Annotated in this window: 21 protein-coding genes; 18 read left to right on the forward strand and 3 right to left on the reverse strand. The window is 61.5% G+C overall.

Features of this window, described 5'->3' with window-relative positions; genetic code table 11:
- Positions 1-2 precede the first annotated feature (2 nt).
- The 16 genes from hscB to CD58_RS05295 all read left to right on the forward strand — a co-directional run bounded on the left by hscB (position 3) and on the right by CD58_RS05295 (position 15,079).
- Complete coding sequence (gene hscB, locus CD58_RS05220) at positions 3-524, forward strand: co-chaperone HscB (RefSeq protein ID WP_025212003.1); 522 nt, start codon at positions 3-5, stop codon at positions 522-524.
- Positions 525-574: 50 nt separating this feature from the next.
- On the forward strand, positions 575-2,437 hold the full coding sequence (hscA, locus tag CD58_RS05225) for a Fe-S protein assembly chaperone HscA (protein ID WP_025212004.1): 1,863 nt from the start codon (positions 575-577) through the stop codon (positions 2,435-2,437).
- A gap of 3 nt (positions 2,438-2,440) precedes the next feature.
- The gene (gene fdx, locus CD58_RS05230) at positions 2,441-2,782 is read left to right on the forward strand and encodes an ISC system 2Fe-2S type ferredoxin (protein ID WP_025212005.1); all 342 of its coding nucleotides are present in this window, start codon (positions 2,441-2,443) and stop codon (positions 2,780-2,782) included.
- A 14-nt stretch (positions 2,783-2,796) separates the two neighbouring features.
- Positions 2,797-2,997: a Fe-S cluster assembly protein IscX gene (gene iscX / locus CD58_RS05235; protein ID WP_025212006.1), complete on the forward strand. Its 201-nt coding sequence runs from the start codon at positions 2,797-2,799 to the stop codon at positions 2,995-2,997.
- 92 nt (positions 2,998-3,089) lie between these two features.
- The gene (ndk, locus tag CD58_RS05240; protein WP_003185145.1) at positions 3,090-3,515 is read left to right on the forward strand and encodes a nucleoside-diphosphate kinase; all 426 of its coding nucleotides are present in this window, start codon (positions 3,090-3,092) and stop codon (positions 3,513-3,515) included.
- 28 nt (positions 3,516-3,543) lie between these two features.
- A complete protein-coding gene (gene rlmN, locus CD58_RS05245; protein WP_025212007.1) occupies positions 3,544-4,692 on the forward strand; it encodes a 23S rRNA (adenine(2503)-C(2))-methyltransferase RlmN in 1,149 nt (382 codons plus the stop codon).
- A 12-nt stretch (positions 4,693-4,704) separates the two neighbouring features.
- Positions 4,705-5,463 (forward strand): type IV pilus biogenesis/stability protein PilW, encoded by a 759-nt coding sequence (gene pilW / locus CD58_RS05250; protein ID WP_025212008.1) that lies wholly within the window; start codon positions 4,705-4,707, stop codon positions 5,461-5,463.
- Positions 5,463-6,455 (forward strand): RodZ domain-containing protein, encoded by a 993-nt coding sequence (locus CD58_RS05255; protein ID WP_025212009.1) that lies wholly within the window; start codon positions 5,463-5,465, stop codon positions 6,453-6,455. The genes pilW and CD58_RS05255 overlap by 1 nt, the downstream gene beginning before the upstream one ends.
- Positions 6,456-6,458: 3 nt before the next feature.
- Positions 6,459-7,568, forward strand: a complete 1,110-nt coding sequence (ispG, locus tag CD58_RS05260; protein ID WP_003185136.1) for a flavodoxin-dependent (E)-4-hydroxy-3-methylbut-2-enyl-diphosphate synthase — start codon at positions 6,459-6,461, stop codon at positions 7,566-7,568.
- A gap of 22 nt (positions 7,569-7,590) precedes the next feature.
- Positions 7,591-8,880 carry a histidine--tRNA ligase gene (hisS, locus tag CD58_RS05265; protein WP_025212010.1) on the forward strand — a complete coding sequence of 430 codons (1,290 nt, stop codon included), beginning with the start codon at positions 7,591-7,593 and terminating at the stop codon, positions 8,878-8,880.
- A 40-nt stretch (positions 8,881-8,920) separates the two neighbouring features.
- Complete coding sequence (locus CD58_RS05270; RefSeq protein ID WP_025212011.1) at positions 8,921-9,562, forward strand: YfgM family protein; 642 nt, start codon at positions 8,921-8,923, stop codon at positions 9,560-9,562.
- Complete coding sequence (gene bamB, locus CD58_RS05275; protein ID WP_025212012.1) at positions 9,555-10,706, forward strand: outer membrane protein assembly factor BamB; 1,152 nt, start codon at positions 9,555-9,557, stop codon at positions 10,704-10,706. Before CD58_RS05270 ends, bamB begins: the two co-directional genes overlap by 8 nt.
- 200 nt (positions 10,707-10,906) lie before the next feature.
- Entirely contained in the window at positions 10,907-12,379 is a 1,473-nt protein-coding gene (gene der, locus CD58_RS05280; protein ID WP_025212013.1) for a ribosome biogenesis GTPase Der, read from the forward strand.
- 282 nt (positions 12,380-12,661) lie between these two features.
- The gene (locus CD58_RS05285) at positions 12,662-13,810 is read left to right on the forward strand and encodes a pyridoxal phosphate-dependent aminotransferase (RefSeq protein WP_025212014.1); all 1,149 of its coding nucleotides are present in this window, start codon (positions 12,662-12,664) and stop codon (positions 13,808-13,810) included.
- Positions 13,798-14,589: an amidohydrolase gene (locus tag CD58_RS05290; RefSeq protein ID WP_038436775.1), complete on the forward strand. Its 792-nt coding sequence runs from the start codon at positions 13,798-13,800 to the stop codon at positions 14,587-14,589. Before CD58_RS05285 ends, CD58_RS05290 begins: the two co-directional genes overlap by 13 nt.
- 67 nt (positions 14,590-14,656) lie before the next feature.
- Entirely contained in the window at positions 14,657-15,079 is a 423-nt protein-coding gene (locus tag CD58_RS05295; RefSeq protein ID WP_025212015.1) for a hypothetical protein, read from the forward strand.
- A gap of 207 nt (positions 15,080-15,286) precedes the next feature.
- Here CD58_RS05295 and leuA read toward each other — a convergent pair whose 3' ends face one another.
- The 3 genes from leuA to xseA form a co-directional block, all read right to left on the reverse strand.
- Entirely contained in the window at positions 15,287-16,966 is a 1,680-nt protein-coding gene (gene leuA / locus CD58_RS05300; protein ID WP_025212016.1) for a 2-isopropylmalate synthase, read from the reverse strand.
- A 463-nt stretch (positions 16,967-17,429) separates the two neighbouring features.
- Positions 17,430-18,251 carry a peptidoglycan DD-metalloendopeptidase family protein gene (locus CD58_RS05305; RefSeq protein WP_025212017.1) on the reverse strand — a complete coding sequence of 274 codons (822 nt, stop codon included), beginning with the start codon at positions 18,249-18,251 and terminating at the stop codon, positions 17,430-17,432.
- 3 nt (positions 18,252-18,254) lie between these two features.
- Positions 18,255-19,634, reverse strand: coding sequence for an exodeoxyribonuclease VII large subunit (gene xseA, locus CD58_RS05310; RefSeq protein ID WP_025212018.1), 1,380 nt, complete (start codon positions 19,632-19,634; stop codon positions 18,255-18,257).
- Positions 19,635-19,863: 229 nt separating this feature from the next.
- On the opposite strand from xseA, the gene CD58_RS05315 reads away from it, so the two are divergent.
- Together CD58_RS05315 and CD58_RS05320 are read left to right on the forward strand one after the other, a co-directional pair.
- Positions 19,864-20,631, forward strand: coding sequence for a sulfite exporter TauE/SafE family protein (locus CD58_RS05315; RefSeq protein ID WP_025212019.1), 768 nt, complete (start codon positions 19,864-19,866; stop codon positions 20,629-20,631).
- A 66-nt stretch (positions 20,632-20,697) separates the two neighbouring features.
- The gene (locus tag CD58_RS05320; protein ID WP_025212020.1) at positions 20,698-21,246 is read left to right on the forward strand and encodes a hypothetical protein; all 549 of its coding nucleotides are present in this window, start codon (positions 20,698-20,700) and stop codon (positions 21,244-21,246) included.
- Positions 21,247-21,257 lie beyond the last annotated feature (11 nt).

The raw sequence follows: 21,257 nt of genomic DNA on the forward strand, positions 1-21,257 counted from the left end.
TTGTGGGTACTCCTTGTCATTTTGCTTTGTTCCAGTTGCAACCTGCTTTCCAGCTGGATCTCGATCAGTTGTCGGCGCGTTACCTGGAATTGGCCCGTGGTGTTCATCCGGATCGCTTCGCTGACGGCTCCGAATCCGAGCAGCGGCGGGCGCTCGAGCAGTCGGCGAACCTCAACGAGGCTTACCAGACGCTCAAGAGTCCGGCCAAGCGCGCGCGTTACCTGCTCGCCATCAGCGGTCATGAGTTGCCCCTGGAAGTCACGGTCCACGATCCCGAGTTTCTTCTGCAGCAGATGCAGTGGCGCGAAGAGCTCGAAGACTTGCAGGACAGCGCCGATCTGGCCGGTGTCGCGGTATTCAAGCGCCGCTTGAAAGACGCCCAGCAAGAACTGAACGAAAGCTTCGCAGCCTGCTGGAACGATGCCGCGCAACGCGAACAGGCCGAGCGCCTGATGCGGCGCATGCAGTTCCTCGACAAGCTCACCTACGAAGTGCGCCAGCTAGAAGAGCGCCTCGACGATTAACCCAGTGCCGCTCCGGTCGCACGCCTGATTACAGATAAGTCCTGATTACGATGGCCCTACTGCAGATCGCCGAACCCGGCCAAAGTCCACAACCGCACCAGCGTCGCCTGGCTGTCGGGATCGACTTGGGTACTACCAATTCCCTGGTCGCTGCCTTGCGCAGCGGTCTTTCCGAGCCGCTGGCCGACGAGCAGGGGCAGGTGATCCTGCCGTCCGCCGTGCGTTATCACGCCGACCGCGTCGAAGTGGGCGAGTTGGCCAAGCTGGCCGCCGCCACCGACCCTCTGAACACCATTGTCTCGGTCAAGCGCTTGATGGGTCGTGGTCTGTCCGACGTCAAGCAATTGGGCGATCAACTGCCGTACCGCTTCGTCGGCGGCGAATCCCACATGCCGTTCATCGAAACCGTGCAGGGCCCGAAAAGCCCGGTCGAGGTTTCCGCCGACATCCTCAAGGTGTTGCGTCAACGCGCCGAAGCCGCGTTGGGCGGTGAACTGGTAGGGGCGGTCATCACCGTCCCGGCCTATTTCGACGACGCCCAGCGTCAAGCCACCAAGGACGCGGCCAAGCTGGCCGGCCTGAACGTGCTGCGCCTGCTTAACGAGCCGACCGCTGCAGCCGTGGCATACGGCCTCGACCAGCACGCCGAAGGCCTTGTCGCCATCTACGATCTGGGCGGCGGCACCTTCGATATCTCTATCCTGCGCCTGACTGGCGGTGTCTTTGAAGTTTTGGCCACCGGTGGCGACAGCGCCCTGGGCGGCGATGACTTCGACCATGCCATTGCCGGCTGGATCATCGAACAAGCGGGCCTGTCCGCCGATCTCGATCCGGGTGCCCAGCGTCACTTGCTGCAAACCGCCTGCGCCGCCAAGGAAGCCCTGACCGATACCGCGACTGTCGAAGTGGTTTACGGCGATTGGAAAGCATCCCTGACCCGCGCCGCCTTCGATGCGCTGATCGAGCCGATGGTCGCCCGCAGCCTCAAGGCCTGCCGCCGTGCCGTGCGTGATTCCGGCATTGAGTTCGAAGACGTCAAGGCCGTGGTCATGGTCGGCGGTTCGACCCGTGTACCTCGGGTTCGCGAAGCCGTTGCCGAGGCCTTTGGCCGCCAGCCGCTGACCGAAATCGACCCGGACCAGGTGGTTGCCATCGGCGCCGCGATCCAGGCCGATACCCTGGCCGGCAACAAGCGCGAGGGCGGCGAATTGCTGCTGCTCGACGTGATTCCGTTGTCTTTGGGTCTGGAAACCATGGGCGGCCTGATGGAGAAGGTGATCCCGCGCAACACCACCATCCCCGTGGCCCGCGCCCAGGACTTCACGACTTATAAAGACGGCCAGTCGGCCATGATGGTCCACGTGCTGCAAGGCGAGCGTGAGCTGATCAGCGACTGCCGTTCCCTGGCGCGCTTCGAATTGCGCGGCATCCCGGCCATGGTCGCCGGCGCGGCGAAGATCCGCGTGACCTTCCAGGTCGATGCCGACGGTTTGCTCAATGTCTCCGCCCGCGAACTGGCTTCGGGCGTGGAAGCGAGCATTCAGGTCAAGCCGTCCTACGGCCTGACCGACGGCGAAATCGCCAAGATGCTCAAGGATTCGTTCCAGCACGCCAGCGACGACAAAGTGGCCCGCGTGCTGCGTGAGCAGCAGGTCGACGCCCAGCGTTTGATCGAAGCCGTGCAAGGGGCCCTTGAGGCCGACGGCGAGCGCTTACTGGATGCCGAAGAGCGCATGGTCATCGAGCTGCAAATGCAAGAACTGTCCGAATTGATCAAAGGCACCGATGGTTATGCCATCGAGCAGCAGACCAAGCGTCTGTCGCACGTCACCGATGCCTTTGCTGCCCGCCGCCTGGACTCGACGGTCAAGGCCGCCCTGGCGGGGCGCAACCTGAATGAAATCGAGGAATAACTGATGCCGCAGGTGATTTTTTTGCCCCACGAGAAGTTCTGCCCGGAGGGTATGGTCGTGGAGGCTGAGCCCGGGACGTCCATTCTTGAACTGGCTCATGAGCATCACATCGAGATGGAAAGTGCCTGTGGCGGTGTCTGTGCGTGCACGACCTGTCATTGCATCGTTCGTGAAGGCTTCGATTCGCTGGAAGAGGCGGACGAGCTGGAAGAAGATTTCCTCGATCGGGCCTGGGGCCTGGAAGCGCAATCGCGTCTGGCCTGTCAGGCGATTGTTGGCACCGAGGACCTGACCATCGAAATTCCGAGATACTCGCTTAACCACGCCGCCGAAGCGCCGCACTGATTCAGGGAGCTACAATGAGTCTGAAATGGGTTGATGTACTGGAAATCGCAATCCAGCTGGTTGAATCCAAGCCAGATGTAGACCCCCGTTACGTGAACTTCGTCGATCTGCACAAGTGGGTGCTGGCATTGCCGGAGTTCAGCGATGATCCGACCCGTGGTGGTGAGAAGGTGCTGGAAGCCATTCAAGCCGCCTGGATCGAAGAGGCGGACTGAGTCTGCACCGTACGCAGTTAGGCAATACCCAAGAACCCGCGTATAATTCGCGGGTTTAATTTTTCGCAAATTACCGTTTCTGGAGTTACACCATGGCTGTTCAACGTACTTTCTCCATCATCAAGCCTGACGCCGTTGCTAAAAACGTGATCGGCAAGATCGTTACCCGTTTCGAAGACGCTGGCCTGCGCGTTGTAGCTTCGAAAATGAAGCAACTGTCCAAAGCCGAAGCCGAAGGCTTCTACGCTGAGCACAGCGAGCGCGGTTTCTTCGGTGAACTGGTTGCCTTCATGACTTCCGGTCCGGTTGTCGTTCAGGTGCTGGAAGGCGAAAACGCCATCGCTCGCAACCGTGAGCTGATGGGCGCTACCAACCCTAAAGAAGCCGCTGCCGGCACCATCCGTGCTGACTTCGCCGAGTCGATCGATGCCAACGCCGTTCACGGTTCGGACTCCGAAGCCGCCGCTGCCCGCGAAATCGCTTACTTTTTCGCCGCTACTGAAGTAACCGCTCGCTAAGCATTGGCTTAAGAGTGAAGGTGAATCCATGACGACATCGACTGTTAAAACCAACCTGCTGGGGCTGACCCAACAGGAAATGGAAAAATTCTTCGACTCAATCGGGGAGAAGCGTTTCCGTGCCGGTCAGGTAATGAAATGGATTCACCACTTTGGCGTCGACGACTTCGACGCCATGACGAATGTCAGCAAGGCCTTGCGCGAAAAGCTCAAGGCTGTTGCTGAAATTCGTGGTCCGGAAGTGGTCAGCGAGGACATCTCCAGCGACGGCACCCGTAAATGGGTGGTGCGCGTGGCGTCCGGCAGCTGCGTCGAGACCGTCTACATTCCCCAGGGCAAGCGCGGCACCTTGTGCGTTTCGTCCCAGGCAGGCTGTGCCCTGGATTGCAGTTTCTGCTCCACCGGCAAGCAAGGCTTCAATAGCAACCTCACCGCCGCCGAAGTGATCGGCCAGGTGTGGATTGCCAACAAATCCTTTGGCAGCGTCCCGGCGACCGTCGACCGTGCCATCACCAACGTGGTGATGATGGGCATGGGTGAGCCGCTGCTGAACTTCGACAACGTCGTGGCCGCCATGCACCTGATGATGGATGACCTGGGCTATGGCATCTCCAAGCGCCGGGTGACCTTGTCCACCTCGGGCGTGGTGCCGATGATCGATGAGCTGGCCAAGCACATCGACGTCTCCCTGGCGTTGTCGCTGCACGCACCCAATGACGCATTGCGTAATCAATTGGTGCCGATCAACAAGAAATATCCGCTTAAGATGCTGCTCGAATCATGCCAGCGCTACATGTCGTCCCTGGGCGAAAAGCGCGTGCTGACCATCGAATACACCTTGCTCAAGGATGTGAACGATAAGGTTGAGCATGCAGTCGAGATGATCGAGTTGCTCAAGAACATCCCGTGCAAGATCAACCTGATCCCGTTCAACCCGTTCCCGCACTCCGGTTACGAGCGCCCGAGCAACAACGCGATTCGTCGCTTCCAGGATCAGCTTCACCACGCTGGCTTCAACGTCACCGTGCGCACCACCCGCGGTGAAGACATCGATGCCGCGTGTGGCCAATTGGTAGGACAGGTGCTGGATCGCACCCGCCGCAGCGAACGCTACATTGCCGTGCGCGAGTTGAACGCCGCCGACGATGTAGCGCCAAACGCTGCGAACAGTCACTAAGAGAGGAACTCTATGTCCCTGCGCTTCGCGCTCATTTTGCTGTTGGCCGGGCTTTGCACCGGTTGTGTTCTGTCGGGTGACTACAACCCGATGAAAACCAGCAAGGGGCGCGATGAGGCGCGTGTGGCCTATGTGCAACTGGGCATTGGCTACTTGCAGCAGGGCATGACCGAACGGGCCAAGGTACCGCTCAAGAAAGCCCTGGAGCTGGATGATTCCGACCCCGATGCCAACGCGGCCCTGGCCTTGGTGTTCCAGGCCGAGATGGAACCCGAGCTGGCCGACGAGCATTTTCGCAAGGCGCTGTCCGGCCGGCCGCAGGATGCGCGGATCCTCAACAACTACGGCAGCTTCCTTTTCGAGCAGAAACGCTTCAAGGAGGCCTACGAGCGTTTTGAGCAGGCCGCCGCCGACACGCTTTATCCCGAGCGTTCGCGGGTTTTCGAGAACCTCGGCATGACGGCCTCGAAACTCGGCCAGCGTGACCTGGCTCGCCAGCAGCTTGAAAAAGCGCTGCGGCTCAACCATCAGCAACCGCGTGCCTTGCTGGAAATGGCTGAGTTGTCTTACGAAGACAGGCAATATGTGCCTGCGCGCGACTATTACGAACGTTTTAGCCTGCTGAGCGAGCAAAATGCACGTAGTCTATTGCTCGGTGTTCGACTGGCGCATGTGTTTGAAGATCGTGACAAGGCTGCCAGTTATGGCCTGCAACTAAAAAGACTCTATCCCGGTACGCCGGAATATCAGCAATACCTGTCGGAGCAATGATGAAAGCGGCGCATCCTGAAGTTGTAGCAGCGACTCGCGTAAACCCCGGTGAGACCCTGCGTCAAGCCCGCGAAAGCAATGGTTGGTCGCTGGCCGAAGTGGCCATCAAGCTCAATCTCACCGTGGCTTCCCTGGGCAATCTGGAAACCGGCGCGTTCGACAAGCTGCCAGGGCATACCTTCGCCCGGGGCTACATCCGCGCCTATGCCAAATTGCTCGGCATGGACCAGACCATCCTGGTCCAGCAATTCGATCAATTCACCGGTTCCGACGCCCAGGGCAGCAATGTGCACAGCCTGGGTCGCATCGAGGAGCCGGTTCGCGTTTCCCACACTATTTTGCGCATCGTCAGCCTGTTGCTGTTGATCGCGGTGATTGGTGGCGGTTTTGTCTGGTGGCAGGACCAGGCGTCCTTGCGCAACAAGGAACCGGTCGCCATGAACCCTGAACATGTCGAAGTCGAAGGCGCCGACGGCACCACCCAGATCCATCCGCTGGACGAGCCGGAAGACCAGGCCGTGGTGGAAGCCCAGGGCGAAGGTGAAACCACCTTGGCGCTGCCTCAAGGCCAGGACGGCGCCGATGCCGAGGCGGGTGCCGAGCCGGCTGTTCCGGCCCCAGCGCCTGCTGCACCGAGCACAACCGCGCCGATTGCCGCCGCTCCAACCGTCCCGAGCACGCCTGCGCCAAACGCCGCTGCACCGGCTACCCCAGCGGCTCCCGCCGCCGCACCCGTGGCGCCGTCGGCCGGTGAAGGCCAGGTCCAGATTCAATTCGTCGCCGATTGCTGGACGCAAGTCACCGACGGCAACGGTAAGGTGCTGTTCAGTGGCCTCAAGCGCAAGGGCGATAACACCTCCATCAACGGCAAGCCGCCTTTCGCCGTACGCCTGGGGTACGCCCGTGGCGCGCAGGTCAGCTACAACGGCCAGCCGGTCGACATCGCTCCATTCACCAGTGGCGAGACCGCTCGCCTGAAGTTGGGTCAATAAGTCATGCACGGCGAATCTCCAATCAAGCGTCGCGAATCCCGCAAGATCTGGGTCGGTAACGTGCCCGTGGGTGGCGATGCGCCTATCGCTGTGCAGAGCATGACCAACAGCGACACCAACGACGTGGCTGCCACGGTCGCGCAGATCAATCGCCTGGAAGCCGCCGGCGTCGATATCGTGCGGGTTTCCGTGCCGGACATGGACGCCGCCGAGGCGTTTGGCAAGATCAAGCAGTTGGTCAAGGTGCCGCTGGTGGCCGATATCCATTTCGACTATCGCATCGCCCTGCGCGTGGCCGAACTGGGCGTGGATTGCCTGCGCATCAACCCGGGCAACATCGGTCGTGAAGACCGCGTACGCGCCGTGGTGGATGCCGCCCGCGACCGTGGCATTCCGATCCGTATCGGTGTCAACGCCGGTTCCCTGGAAAAAGACCTGCAAAAAAAATACGGCGAACCGACCCCGGCGGCGCTGGTGGAGTCGGCCCTGCGCCATGTCGAGCACCTCGAGCGCCTGAATTTCCAGGACTTCAAGGTCAGCGTGAAGGCTTCCGACGTGTTCATGGCCGTCGAAGCCTACCGCCTGCTGGCCAAGGAAATCGTCCAACCGCTGCACCTGGGCATCACCGAAGCCGGTGGGTTGCGTTCGGGCACGGTGAAATCCGCCGTCGGCCTCGGTATGCTGCTCGCCGAAGGGATTGGCGATACCATCCGCATCTCGTTGGCGGCTGATCCGGTCGAGGAAGTGAAAGTCGGCTACGACATTCTCAAATCCCTGCACCTGCGTTCCCGTGGCATCAACTTCATTGCCTGCCCGAGCTGCTCGCGGCAGAACTTCGATGTGGTCAAGACCATGAACGAGCTGGAAGGGCGACTCGAAGACCTGCTGGTGCCGCTGGATGTCGCGGTGATTGGTTGCGTGGTCAACGGGCCGGGCGAAGCCAAGGAGGCCCATATCGGCCTCACCGGCGGTACACCGAACCTGATTTACATCGACGGCAAGCCGTCGCAGAAACTGACGAATGACAATCTGGTGGATGAGCTGGAACGGCTGATCCGCCAGAAAGCGGCCGAAAAGGTCGAAGCCGACGCAGCGGTTATCGCGCGCGGTTAAGTCGAAAGATTAAGGAATAGACGTGAGCAAGTCTCTGCAAGCCATTCGTGGCATGAACGACATCCTGCCCGAGCAGACGCCCCTGTGGCGTTATTTCGAGGGCACCGTGGCGCGCCTGCTGGATAACTACGGTTACCGGCAGATCCGCATGCCAATCGTCGAGTTCACCGAGCTGTTCAAGCGCTCCATCGGTGAAGTGACCGACATCGTCGAAAAAGAGATGTACACCTTCGATGACCGCAACGGCGATTCGCTGACCCTGCGCCCTGAAGGCACGGCGGCCTGCGTGCGCGCAGTGCTCGAACACGGCATCACCGGTGGCGGTCAGGTACAGAAACTCTGGTACGTCGGCCCGATGTTCCGTCATGAGCGCCCGCAAAAGGGCCGTTATCGCCAATTCCACCAGATCGGTCTCGAGGTGTTCAACCTCGAGGGGCCGGACATCGACGCCGAACTGATCGTCATGACCTGGCGCCTGTGGGGCGAGTTGGGGCTGCGTGATGCGGTCAAGCTCGAGCTCAACAGCCTGGGCACCAGTGAGTCCCGTGGCCGCTACCGGGAAGCGTTGGTGGAGTTTCTTTCCGCGCATCTGGACAAGCTCGACGAAGACAGCCAGCGCCGTCTGAAGACCAATCCACTGCGCGTGCTCGACACCAAGAATGCCGACACCCAAGCGGTCCTGGTCGACGCGCCGAAAATGGCCGACTACCTCGACGACGAATCCCGTGCGCATTTCGAAGGGTTGAAGGCGCGCCTCGACGCTGTCGGCATTCCCTACGTGATCAACCCCAAGTTGGTCCGTGGCCTGGATTACTACAGCAAGACCGTATTCGAATGGGTCACCGACAAACTCGGCGCCCAAGGCACCGTATGTGCCGGCGGCCGCTACGACGGGCTGGTGGAGCAGATGGGCGGTAAGCCGACCCCGGGCGTGGGCTTTGCCATGGGCATCGAGCGCTTGGTGCTGATGCTGGAAGCCTTGGACAAGGTACCCGAAGAACTGTCCCGTCAGGTCGACGTCTACCTGTGCGCCTTTGGCGAGGCCGCCGAACTGGCCGCCTTGTCGTTGAGCGAGCGGATCCGCGACCAGTTGCCCAACCTGCGCTTGCAGATCAACGCCGGCGCCGGCAGCTTCAAGAGCCAATTCAAGAAGGCCGACAAGAGCGGTGCGCTGTATGCACTGATCCTCGGTGACGACGAACTGGCCCAACAAGTGGTAGGTTTCAAACCCCTGCGTGGCCAGGGCGAACAACAAAGCATTGCCTGGGATGCGCTTGCTGCACACCTGGCCACCTGCGTCGTGCAGGGTTGAAGCTGTCAAACAGCCGATTTAGCGATTAAGGAGTATTGGGGTGTCGAGTACCGAAGATGAACAGCTGGCGGATTTGAAGGACTGGTGGACGCGCAACGGCAAGCCGCTGGTCACTGGCGGCCTGTTGGCGCTGGTCATCGTGTTCGGCTGGCAGGCCTACCAGAAATACCAGAGCAACCAGTCGCAAGGCGCCTCGGTGCTCTATCAGCAATTGCTGGAAACCACCCTGACCCCGGACGGCAAGCCTGACCCTGCCCGCGTTGCGGACCTGGCCGGCAAGCTGGACAAGGAATTCGGCGGCACCGCCTACGCGCAATACGGTCGCTTGTTCGTGGCCAAGGTTGCCGTGGACAGCGGCAAGCTGGACGACGCCGCTACCGAGCTCAAGGGTATCGTCGACAAGCCGGCCAACCCGACCCTGGGCGAAGTGGCGCGTCAGCGCCTGGCGCAGGTGCTGGCGGCGCAGAACAAGGCTGAAGATGCGTTGAAGCTGCTCGACGGCGATGCCGACAAGGCGTTCCTGGCGACCCGCGAAGAACTCAAGGGCGACCTGCTGGTACAGCTGGGTCGTGCCGATGAGGCCCATGCGGCCTACCAAAAAGCCAAGGCTGCGCTGTCGGATGAAGCCGCGGTCGGTGGCCTGCAAATCAAGCTGGACGACCTGGCCAAAGGGGATGCGTGACGTGATCCAGTGGAAACATGCAGCATTGCTGGCCCTGGCCATTCTGGCCGCGGGTTGCAGCAGCAACAGCAAGAAAGAACTGCCTCCGGCCGAGCTGACCGACTTCAAAGAAGAAGTCGTGCTGCAGAAGCAATGGAGCCGCTCCATCGGTGACGGCCAGGGTGAAACCTACAACATGCTGGTGCCGGCCATCGATGGCGACACCATCTATGCCGGCGACGTCACGGGCGTGGTCATGGCGATGGATCGCAGCAATGGCGACGTCAAGTGGGAGAAAGATCTCGAACTGCCTGTTTCCGGCGCCGTTGGCGTGGGTTACGGGCTGGTCATGATCGGCACGCTCAAGGGTGAGATCGTCGCCCTGGACGCGAGCAGCGGTGAAGAGAAATGGCGCGCCCGCGTGACCAGTGAAGTGCTCGCACCGCCTGCCACCAACGGTGACGTGGTTGTGGTCCAGACCCAGGATGACCGTCTGATTGGCCTGGATGCCGCCACCGGCAACCAGCGCTGGTTGTACGACAGCACCCCGGCGGTACTGACCTTGCGCGGCACCAGTGCGCCGATCGTCACCAACCGCCTCGCGGTGGCTGGGTTGTCGACCGGTAAAGTGGTCGCCCTGGATGTTTCCAACGGCGTGCCGGTCTGGGAACAGCGTGTAGCGATCCCACAAGGTCGTTCGGAGCTGGAGCGCGTGGTCGACATCGACGGCGGCCTGCTGCTGTCCGGCGGTACGCTGTATGTCGCCAGCTACCAGGGCCGCGTTGCGGCGCTGGACCTGGAAAGCGGTCGTCCGTTGTGGCAGCGCGATGCGTCCAGCTACGCCGGTGTCGCCCAGGGCTTTGGCAGCGTCTACGTGAGCCTGTCCTCGGGCACGGTCGAAGGCGTCGACGAGCGTTCCACCACCGCGTTGTGGAGCAACGACTCCCTGGCCCGTCGTCAACTGTCGGCCCCGGAAGTGTTCTCCAGCTACGTTGCAGTGGGTGACCTGGAAGGTTACCTGCACCTGCTCAGCCAGGTGGACGGCCGTTTCGTCGGCCGCGAACGCATCGACAGCGATGGCCTGCGGGCCCGTCCGCTGGTGGCGGGCAACATGATTTATGTGTATGGCAACAGCGGCAAACTGGAAGCCCTGACCATCAAGTAAGACTATGCTTGAGGCTAGATCTCAAGCGGCCCGTCCTTTGTGGGAGCGGGCTTGCTCGCGAATACGGTGTATCAGAGAAAACTTGTTAACTGACACACCGTATTCGCGAGCAAGCCCGCTCCCACAGGACTGCCTCCGAGCACCAGCCGCTGCCTCGCAGCGGCTTTTGTATTTTCTGAAATAACGAAGTGGAGAGCCGCATGGTTCCCGTAATCGCCCTGGTGGGCCGACCGAACGTCGGCAAGTCCACCTTGTTCAACCGCCTGACCAGGACTCGCGACGCCATCGTCGGCGACTTGTCCGGTCTGACCCGTGATCGCCAATACGGTGAGGCCAAGTGGCAAGGGCGTACCTATATTCTGGTCGACACCGGCGGCATCTCCGGTGATGAACACGGCATGGACGAAAAAATGGCCGAGCAGTCGCTGCTCGCCATCGAAGAAGCCGATGTGGTGTTGTTCCTGGTAGACGCCAAGGCCGGTTTTACCGCCGCCGACCAGATGATCGCCGAGCATTTGCGCAAACGTAACAAGCGTTCCTACGTGGTTGCCAACAAGGTCGACAACATCGACCCGGACATGGCCCGCGCTGAATTCGCACCGTTGGGCATGGGCCAGGCGATCCCGATCGCCGGTGCCCACGGTCGCGGCATCACCCAGATGCTCGAAATCGCCCTGTCTGATTTCCCCAAGGATGACGCCGAAGAGCCGGAAGACGGCGAAGAAGAGATCGTTGCCGAAGGCGAGGAAGCCAAGCGCATTCCGGGCCCTAGCGAAAAAGACGGGATCAAGATCGCGATCATCGGCCGCCCGAACGTAGGTAAGTCGACGTTGGTCAACCGCATGCTCGGCGAAGACCGGGTCATTGTGTACGACCAGCCCGGCACCACCCGTGACAGCATCTACATCCCGTTCGAGCGTAACGAAGAAAAGTACACGCTGATCGACACCGCCGGTGTGCGCAAGCGCGGCAAGATCCACGAAGAAGTCGAAAAATTCTCCGTGGTCAAAACCCTGCAGGCGATCAAAGACGCCAACGTGGTGATCTTCGTGATGGACGCCCGCGAGGGTGTGGTCGACCACGACCTGAACCTGCTGGGCTTCGCCCTGGAGGCCGGTCGTGCACTGGTCATCGCGATCAACAAGTGGGACGGCATGACGCCGAGCGAGCGGGATTTCGTCAAGGTCGAATTGCAGCGCCGGCTGTTCTTCGTCGACTTCGCCGATATCCACTTCATCTCGGCCCTGCACGGCACGGGCGTGGGCAACCTCTACGCCTCGGTGCAGAACTCGTTCAAGTCGGCGGTCACCCGCTGGCCGACCAACCGCCTGACCCAGATCCTGGAAGACGCCGTTGGCGAGCACGCCCCACCGATGGTCAACAACCGCCGGATCAAGCTGCGTTACGCCCACTTGGGTGGTGCCAACCCGCCGATTATCGTGATCCACGGTAACCAGATCGAGAAGGTGCCCAAGTCGTACGTCCGTTACCTGGAAAACACCTATCGCCGCGTCCTGAAGCTGGTCGGCACGCCGATCCGCATTGAATTCAAGGGTGGCGAGAACCCGTACGAAGGCAACAAGAACACGCTCACCGACCGCCAGGTCAACAAGAAGCGTCGCTTGATGTCGCACAACAAGAAGGCTGACAAGAAGCGTCGCGATAAGCGCTGATCGGACCTGCTGGCCGGAACAGCTTTTGTGGCGAGGGAGCTTGCTCCCGCTGGGTTGCGAAGCAACCCCAAATCTATCAGCTGCCATGTTGTAGCAGATGGAACGCAGGGGGCTGCTGCGCAGCCCAGCGGGAGCAAGCTCCCTCGCCACAGAGTTTTCCTGCGATTGGGCGACATGAAAAAGGGTGCCCTTGGTGGCACCCTTTTTCATGCCCGGCGATTGGGCTATCCTCGACCTCTCCCGCGCCGCACCAGAGCCGGGTGCAGACCCAGGGAACCCTCGATGATCACCAGCAAGTTGCCGAATGTCGGCATCACTATCTTTACCCAGATGTCCCAGCTCGCCGCGCAGACTGGCGCGCTCAATCTGTCCCAAGGGTTTCCCGATTTCGATGGTCCCCAGGCCCTGCGCGATGCAGTCGGCCGGCATATCGCCCAAGGCCATAACCAGTATTCGCCCATGACCGGTTTGCCGGCCCTGCGCCAACAGATCGCGGCGAAGATCGCCCGCAGTTACGGCGTCACCGTCGATGCCGACCAGGAAGTCACCGTCACCCCAGGTGCGACCCAGGCGATTTTCTGTGCCATTGCCGCCGTGGTTCACAGCGGCGACGAAGTGATCGTGTTCGACCCTTGCTATGACAGCTACGAGCCGGCGGTGCAGCTGGCGGGTGGGCGCTGCGTGCATGTGCAGTTGGGCCTGGATGACTTCGCCATCGACTTCCAGAAGCTCGGCGAAGCCCTGAGCCCGCGTACGCGGATGATCATCCTCAACAGCCCCCACAACCCCAGCGGCGCCCTCATCAGTCGTGCCGAGCTGGATCAGTTGGCGGCGTTGATTCGTGACCGCGACATTTACCTGATCAGCGACGAGGTCTACGAGCACCTGGTGTTCGACGGCGTTTCCCACGCCAGCGTCCTGGCCCACGAAGAGCTGTACCGCCGGGCCTTCGTGGTCAGTTCGTTTGGCAAGACCTACCATGTCACCGGCTGGAAAACTGGCTATGTCGTGGCGCCGTCCGCTCTGACGGCGGAGCTGCGCAAGGTGCATCAATACGTCAGCTTCTGCGGCGTGACGCCATTGCAGTACGCATTGGCCGACTACATGGCCGAGCATCCGGAGCACGTCGAAGAACTGCCGGACTTCTACCAGGCCAAGCGCGATCTGTTCTGCGATCTGCTGGCTCCGTCGCGGTTCAGTTTCAAGCGGGTGGCCGGGACCTATTTCCAGTTGGTGGATTACTCGCAAATCCGCCCGGACTTGAATGACGTCGACATGGCGGTCTGGATGACCCGTGAGCACGGCGTGGCGACGATCCCGGTCTCGGTGTTCTACCAGAGCCCGCCCGAAGGCCAGCGCCTGGTGCGCCTGTGCTTTGCCAAACGCGAGGAGACGCTGCGCGAAGCGGCGGAAAAACTATGCGTGATCTGAGTGCGTTGCCCAACCTCAATGTCGCGTTGATCCAGACCACCCTGGCCTGGCACGACCGCCAGGCCAATCTGGTCCACTTCGAAGGTTTGCTGGAGCAGGCGCGTGGGGCGGACCTGATCATCCTGCCGGAAATGTTCACCACCGGGTTCTCCATGGAGTCCGAGGCCCTGGCGGAGCCGGAATACGGTCCGTCGCACAAGTGGCTCAAGGCCCAGGCGGCGAAACTGGATGCGGTCATCACTGGCAGTGTGATCATCCAGGCCGCCGACGGCAGCCATCGCAATCGCCTGCTGTGGGCGCGACCGGACGGTGAGGTGCTGCATTACGACAAGCGTCATCTGTTTCGCATGGCGGGGGAGCACAACCATTACACGCCGGGCGAACGCCAGGTGTTGTTCGAACTCAAGGGGTGGCGGGTTCGGCCGCTGATTTGCTATGACCTGCGCTTCCCGGTCTGGAGCCGCGATGCCGAAGACACCGACCTGTTGCTGTACACCGCCAACTGGCCGGGTGCCCGACGCCAGCATTGGAACCGGCTGCTGCCGGCCCGGGCGATCGAGAACCTGTGCTACGTGGCGGCAGTGAACCGCATCGGTACGGACGGCAAGGGCTTTGCCTATACCGGTGACAGTCAGGTGCTGGATTTCCAAGGCGAGACCTTGCTCAGCGCCGGCGAGGCAGACGGGGTGTTCACAGTGTGTTTGAACGCGGCGGACCTGGCAGCGTATCGCACGCGGTTTCCCGCGAACCTGGATGCCGACGACTTCGAATTTATCTGATTGAAACGATTCAGCCCTTCAGAAGCGGTGTTGCGTGCCGATAAACGGTCAGCCAAGGAGAATGCTCATGACCACGATCAGCGCAACCACCGTTAACCCGTACCCGCTTTCGGCGCCTAAAGTCTCGATCAAAGGGGCCACTGAAGAGAAAGGAACCAGTGCTGTAGCGCCGACTGACGCCAACGGCGATAAAGACAAAGACAGCAAGCTAAGTGTGGATACCAGCGGTGCGAATGTCGCCGGTGCTCCTTCCAGCGGCGGTGGGGACGTCATCGAGCAACTGAAAAAGCAGATCGAGCAGGCCGAAAAACTGCTGGCCCAGCAGCAAGCCCAATTGGCCCGCGTGCAGAAGAGCCAGGCCAACGAAGAGCAGAAGGCCCAGCAGGCCATGGCCATCCAGACCCAGATCATGGGTACCCAGGCGATGCTGCAAACCTTGCGGGCGTCGTTGTTGCTGGCCATGACCGTTTCTGTCGACACCCATGCCTGACATTTGGGTTGTCTGACAGGTCGCCATCGCGAGCAAGCTCGCTCCCACAGGGGCTGAGGGAGGCACAGGATTTTGGACCCACTGAAGATCCAGTGTGGGAGCGAGCTTGCTCGCGATGAGGCCAGAACAGTCAGCACCAAACCATCAGCCAAACAAAAAGGCCCCAAGGTTCACACCCTGGGGCCTTTTTGCATTTCAGCCCAGGAATCAGGCTGCCTTGGCTTCTGGCTGGCTCAGCGAGCGGTTCAGCGCACTGAACAGGGCCTTGAAGCTGGCGGTGGTGATGTTTTCATCGATGCCCACGCCGTGCACGGCACGCTCGCCGTTAACCCGTAGTTCGATGTACGCCGCAGCCTTGGCGTTGGTACCGGCACCAATGGCATGTTCGTTGTAGTCCATGATCTCCACCGGAATCGGCAGGCCGGCCACCAGGGCTTCTAGGGCGCCGTTGCCCTTGCCGCGCCAGTGCAGGTTGGTCTCGCCCTGGCCCTTGCTGGCCACTTCCACTTCCACGGCGCTGTTGCCGTTTTCTTCCTGCAGGCGATGGCTGACCAGCGCGTACGGGGTGTTGGCTTGCAGGTATTCGCGCTGCAGCAGGCCGTGGATCTGCTGGGCGGTCATTTCCAGGCCCAGGCGATCGGTTTCGCGCTGCACCACCTGGCTGAATTCGATCTGCATGCGACGCGGCAGGCTGATGCCGTATTCCTGCTCCAACAGGTAGGCGATGCCGCCCTTGCCGGACTGGCTGTTGACGCGAATCACCGCCTCGTAGCTGCGGCCGATGTCTGCCGGGTCGATCGGCAGGTACGGGACTTCCCACAGGCCGTCGGATTTCTGCTGGGCGAAGCCCTTGCGAATCGCGTCCTGGTGCGAACCGGAGAACGCGGTGTGAACCAGGTCGCCCACGTACGGGTGACGCGGATGAACGGGGATCTGGTTGCACTCTTCGACTACTTTGCGCACGCCGTCGATGTCGGAGAAGTCCAGCCCAGGGTTGATGCCTTGGGTGTAGAGGTTCAGTGCCACGGTCACCAGGTCGACGTTACCGGTGCGTTCGCCGTTGCCGAACAGGCAGCCTTCGACGCGGTCGGCGCCGGCCATCAGGCCCAGCTCGGTGGCGGCCACGCCGGTGCCACGGTCGTTGTGGGTGTGCAGGCTGATGATCACGCTGTCACGGCGGGTGATGTTGCGGTGGAACCACTCGATCTGGTCGGCGTAGATGTTCGGGGTGGCAACTTCCACGGTCGCTGGCAGGTTGAGGATCACCTTGTGCTCAGGCGTCGGGTTCCAGACTTCGATCACCGCGTCGCAGACTTCCTTGGCGAACTCCAGCTCGGTGGCGCTGAAGGTTTCTGGCGAGTATTCGAACTGCCATTGGGTTTCTGGCTGCTGGGCGGCGTATTTGACGAACAGCTTGGCCGCGTTCACCGCGATTTCCTTCACGCCTTCCTTGTCCTGGTTGAACACGATGCGGCGGAACGACGGGCAGGTGGCGTTGTAGAGGTGGACGATGGCTTTTTTGGCGCCGCGCAGGGATTCGAAAGTGCGGGCGATCAGGTCTTCACGGGCCTGGGTCAGCACCTGGATGGTGGTGTCGTCCGGGATGTGGCCTTCTTCGATCAGGGTACGCACGAAGTCGAAGTCAGTCTGCGATGCGGCTGGGAACGACGCTTCGATTTCCTTCACGCCCACGGCCACGAGGGTTTTCCAGAAGCGCAGCTTCTTCACCGCGTCCATCGGCTCGATCAGCGACTGGTTGCCGTCACGCAGGTCGGAACTGCACCAGATCGGCGCGGCAGTGATGGTCTTCGACGGCCAGGTGCGATCCGGCAGGTTGATGGTCGGGAAGGCGCGGTATTTGGAAGACGGGTCTTTGAGCATGCTCATCAGGGAATCCTTATTGTCGTGGCCGGAAAAAGGCGGCCTGCCGGTGGTTCGAATGGGGGTGGTTTCAGAGCCGGAACGAGGTGCCGCGATTCAGCCCGGCAGTCGTGCGCTGACGAGGCACAGGCTGCGGTGCTGGCGAAGCTGGATGAGGGTGTGAGAGGTTTTCATGCCTCAACCCTAACCGGGCGAGGGGAGGATCGCAAGCAGTCGAGAAAAATTGAGAGAAGTTCTGCTTTTCGATGAGTTGGCGAGATTTAATCGCGCCTATTTGATAAGTCGGTGTTGGAAATTGCGTCGATGTTTTGAGCTTGGCAATTCACTGAGGGTGGTGATGCGGCTGCCGTCATCGCGAGCAAGCTCGCTCCCACAGGGGATCTCTGTGGGTTGCGAGAGATGTATTCACAACAAATCCCAATGTGGGAGCGAGCTTGCTCGCGAAGAGGCCAGTAGCCTTGCACAAACCTCAGGGCTGGAACGCCCCGATGAAAATCGCCGGATCCACCCGCGCATCATTCAGGCTGATGTTCCAGTGCATATGCGGCCCGGTCGCCCGACCCGTGGAACCGACCTTACCCACCACCGTGCCCCGGGCCAGCTGCTGGCCGACCTTCACGTCGATCTTCGACATGTGGCAGAACATGCTGATGAAGCCTTGGCCGTGGTCGACGAACACGGTGTTGCCATTAAAGAAGTAATTGCCGGTGAGGATCACCTTGCCGGCGGCCGGGGTCTTGATCGGCGTACCGGCGGGCACGGCGAAGTCCAGGCCGGCGTGGGGGTTGCGCTCTTCGCCGTTGAAGAAACGACGCACGCCGAACTTGCTCGACAGCGGGCCGTTGACCGGCTTGTCCAGCAACAGGTTGCTGGGGATGTTCGGGCTGAAGCTGCGGTAGGCTTTCAATTGCACCGCCAACTCGGCATCGATGCGCTTGAGGTCCGCCGGGTTCGGGTTGACCTGGCGTTTGTTCTTCAGGGTGATGTGTTGCTCGGGGTACTTTTTATAACCGACCACGAACGGCTGGGTCGCGCCGCCGCTGCTGATCTGTTGGGTGCCGGGCTGGACTGTCAGCGGGATGCCGACAATCGCCAGCCAGTTGTCCTGTTCCTTGACCACCAGCACCGGCTTGCCCTGGTAACTGGCTTTCGGCGCCTGGGCCGCGCTGCCCAGGTCCACCACGGCCACGCCGCCGGGCACCGGTTTGTTCAACAGGCGACTGATGTAACTGTCGGCGTGGGCGTTGAAGGTCAGGCACAGCAACAGCAATGGGGCGAGATATCGCGGCATGAATCAATCCAGTAAAGAAAGGGTGACTGGCGTCAGGTGATTGTCTTCGACCCGTACCAGCAGCTCGCCTTCGCCAAGGCGGGCGGTCAGGCGTTGGCCGGTCTGGGTTTGCCCGGCGCTGCGGATCGCATGGCCACGCTCATCGAGCAAGATGCTGTAGCCCCGGCCAAGGGTCGCCAGGGGGCTGACGATGTGCAGCGTCTGCATCTGGTTGTGCAACTGCACACGTCGCGCTTTCAGGCCTTCGCGCATGGCCCGGGGCAGGCGTTCGGCCAGGCTGTCCAGGCGCTGGCGCAGCAACGCCAGGTGCCGGCCCGGATGTTGCCCGGCCAGGCGGGTTTCCAGGCGGATCAAGCGTTCGCGGCGGGTATTGAGGCTGCGCTCGAAGGCCCGACGCAGGCGCATGTCCAGGTCGTCGAGGCGCTGGGCTTGCTGGCGCAGGCGTTCACCGGGGTGGCGCAGGCGCCGGGTCAGGCCCTCGAGGCGCAGTTGATCGCGCATCAGGCGGTCGCGCATGCGCATCACCAGCCGGCGATGCAGGCTTTCGACCCGGCGCACCAGGTCACCGGCGTCCGGAGCCAGCAGTTCAGCGGCCGCAGACGGGGTCGGAGCGCGCACGTCGGCGACGAAATCGCTGATGGATACATCGGTTTCATGACCCACGGCGCTGACGATCGGCGTGACGCAGGCATCCACCGCCCGGGCCACGGCTTCTTCGTTGAAGCACCACAAGTCTTCCAGCGAACCGCCGCCACGGGCCAGGATCAGCGCGTCGAAACCCCGGGCATCGGCCAGTTTCAGGGCGCGGACGATTTGTGCGGTGGCTTCGCGGCCCTGCACGGCGGTGGGAATCAGGGTCAGGGCAATCTGCGGCGCTCGACGGCGGAAGACGCTGATGATGTCGCGGATCACCGCACCGGTGGGCGAGCTGATGATGCCGATGCGTTGCGGGTGGGCCGGTAGCGGCACCTTGCGCTCGGCGCTGAACAGGCCTTCGGCGCTGAGCTTTTCCTTCAGGGCATCGAAGGCCAGGCGCAGGGCACCATCGCCGGCCGGCTCCACGGTGTCGAGGATCAGTTGATAGTCGCCACGGCCCTCGAACAGCGAAACCTTGCCGCGCACCTTCACCGCCAGCCCGTCTTTCAAGGCTTGGCGCACCCGTGCGGCGTTCTGCCGGAACAGTGCGCAACGCACTTGGGCGCCGCTGTCCTTGAGGGTGAAATACACGTGGCCGGAGGCCGGACGGGCAAGGTTGGAGATTTCCCCCTCGACCCAGATGTTGCTGAACACGTCTTCGAGCAACACCCGCGCACGGCCGTTGAGCTGGCTGACAGTCAGGACCTCGCGGTCCAGGCCCAGTCGGGCAAAGGGATCTTTAATCATGGGCGGCATGATAAGGGCATTCGCCGGTGAATCTCCATGTGTGGAAACAAATCGGACCGAGTTGCCTTCATCGCGAGCAAGCTCGCTCCCACATTTGATTTCCAGTGCGACATAGATCCAGTGTGGGAGCGAGCTTGCTCGCGATAGCGATAGGCCTGTCACCACAAATGCTGGATAAGCCTCCGACCTCTGGCTAAAGTCCCCGCTCTCCTCATCAAGGAAGTGCCGGATGAATCTTCTGTCGTGGTTGGGCCAGTGGGCATTCGCGCCCATGGAGTGGCTGGTGATCGGCCTGGCCATCGCCCTGGCCTATGTCGTGTTCGGCATCGCCGGGTTCGGCACGGCACTGGTGGCGGCGCCCATTCTGTTGCTGTTCATGCCACTGTCGAAAATCGTGCCGCTGCTGGTGCTGCTGGATTTTGTCGCGGCCTTCGGCAACCTGCTGCCGTCGCGGCGGGACGTGTCCCGGCCGGAGCTGTTGCGATTGCTGCCGTGCATGGCGCTGGGTTGCACCCTGGGGGTGATTTTCCTGCTCAACCTCAAGTCCGACCTGTTGCTGCTGTTGATGGGGCTGTTCATCAGCGGCTATGCGGTCTACAGCCTGTTGATCAAGACCCGGCCGACACAGTTGTCGTCGCTGTGGGCGTTCCCGATGGGCACGGTGGGCGGGATGTTCGGGGCGTTGTTTGGCAGTGGCGGCTTTTTATATGCGATCTACCTGAACAGCCGCCTGCCCAAGGATCCGGCCCGGGCCACGCAAAGTGCCTTGATCAGTTGCAGCACCGTGGTGCGTTTGAGCCTGTTCATCATCGCGGGCGTGTATGCCGAGCTACCCTTGTTGGTACTGGCGCTGTGTTTGTTGCCGGCCATGGCGCTGGGGCTGTGGGTGGGGCGTCGCCTGACGATGCGGATGTCGCGCGAGGCATTCGTGCGGTTGGTGACCTGGCTGGTGCTCGCCAGCGGCATTGCCTTGATCGGGCGCTACCTGAGTGCTTGACCTGGCTCGGCCAGGGATTAAGCTGCCGGCCTTTATTCGCCCGTATGGGAACCTCCAGGCCTCGTCATGAATTCGCAAAGCATCATCGTCCCGAAAATATCCACCCTGCCGGTCCACGAGCCCCGGGCCCGGGCGATCGTGCGCTGGCTGGTGCGCAAGAACATCGTCGAAGAACAACTGACCACCTGCGGGCGTACCGGCAATCGCATGGCCCACGCCATCGCCCCTGGCGCGCGTGCGGTAGTCTTGCATCCTGAAGCCTTGCCGTTCGGCGAGGCGATCAATGGCCTGGAGATCATCACCAAGCGCTGCATCTATACGCCGGCCAAGGGTTTTCTCGAGGAAGCCGGCTGCGCCGAGTGCCGCAAGGAAATCGGCGAGGCGCTGTTCGAAAGCCTGGAAGACTGGATGCCGGCCCGCACCGACAACTTCACCTGCCCCGAGTGTGGGCACGAAGATGACATCAATGGCTTCCTGTTCCTGCAACCCTGCGGCTTCTCCAACCTGGGGTTCATCTTTAACAATTGGCTCGAGGCCGGTTTCAAGCAGGACTTTCTCGATGAATTCGCCGATTGGCTGGACCTGCCGGTGAGTTGGGTGAAGGTGGAGTTGTAGATAGGCACACT

This window comes from Pseudomonas brassicacearum (assembly GCF_000585995.1).
GTDB classification, from domain to species: Bacteria; Pseudomonadota; Gammaproteobacteria; order Pseudomonadales; family Pseudomonadaceae; genus Aquipseudomonas; species Aquipseudomonas brassicacearum_A.

Bases quoted from the DNA above. Each gene is read 5' to 3' on its own strand.
- xseA (WP_025212018.1), bottom strand. From the start codon at position 19,634: ATGATTAAAGATCCCTTTGCCCGACTGGGCCTGGACCGCGAGGTCCTG.
- CD58_RS05255 (WP_025212009.1), top strand. From the start codon at position 5,463: ATGAAAGCGGCGCATCCTGAAGTTGTAGCAGCGACTCGCGTAAACCCC.
- CD58_RS05315 (WP_025212019.1), top strand. From the start codon at position 19,864: ATGAATCTTCTGTCGTGGTTGGGCCAGTGGGCATTCGCGCCCATGGAG.
- der (WP_025212013.1), top strand. From the start codon at position 10,907: ATGGTTCCCGTAATCGCCCTGGTGGGCCGACCGAACGTCGGCAAGTCC.
- hscA (WP_025212004.1), top strand. From the start codon at position 575: ATGGCCCTACTGCAGATCGCCGAACCCGGCCAAAGTCCACAACCGCAC.
- iscX (WP_025212006.1), top strand. From the start codon at position 2,797: ATGAGTCTGAAATGGGTTGATGTACTGGAAATCGCAATCCAGCTGGTT.
- pilW (WP_025212008.1), top strand. From the start codon at position 4,705: ATGTCCCTGCGCTTCGCGCTCATTTTGCTGTTGGCCGGGCTTTGCACC.
- ispG (WP_003185136.1), top strand. From the start codon at position 6,459: ATGCACGGCGAATCTCCAATCAAGCGTCGCGAATCCCGCAAGATCTGG.
- CD58_RS05305 (WP_025212017.1), bottom strand. From the start codon at position 18,251: ATGCCGCGATATCTCGCCCCATTGCTGTTGCTGTGCCTGACCTTCAAC.
- rlmN (WP_025212007.1), top strand. From the start codon at position 3,544: ATGACGACATCGACTGTTAAAACCAACCTGCTGGGGCTGACCCAACAG.
- CD58_RS05320 (WP_025212020.1), top strand. From the start codon at position 20,698: ATGAATTCGCAAAGCATCATCGTCCCGAAAATATCCACCCTGCCGGTC.
- CD58_RS05295 (WP_025212015.1), top strand. From the start codon at position 14,657: ATGACCACGATCAGCGCAACCACCGTTAACCCGTACCCGCTTTCGGCG.
- CD58_RS05285 (WP_025212014.1), top strand. From the start codon at position 12,662: ATGATCACCAGCAAGTTGCCGAATGTCGGCATCACTATCTTTACCCAG.
- CD58_RS05290 (WP_038436775.1), top strand. From the start codon at position 13,798: ATGCGTGATCTGAGTGCGTTGCCCAACCTCAATGTCGCGTTGATCCAG.
- fdx (WP_025212005.1), top strand. From the start codon at position 2,441: ATGCCGCAGGTGATTTTTTTGCCCCACGAGAAGTTCTGCCCGGAGGGT.
- leuA (WP_025212016.1), bottom strand. From the start codon at position 16,966: ATGAGCATGCTCAAAGACCCGTCTTCCAAATACCGCGCCTTCCCGACC.
- ndk (WP_003185145.1), top strand. From the start codon at position 3,090: ATGGCTGTTCAACGTACTTTCTCCATCATCAAGCCTGACGCCGTTGCT.
- bamB (WP_025212012.1), top strand. From the start codon at position 9,555: ATGCGTGACGTGATCCAGTGGAAACATGCAGCATTGCTGGCCCTGGCC.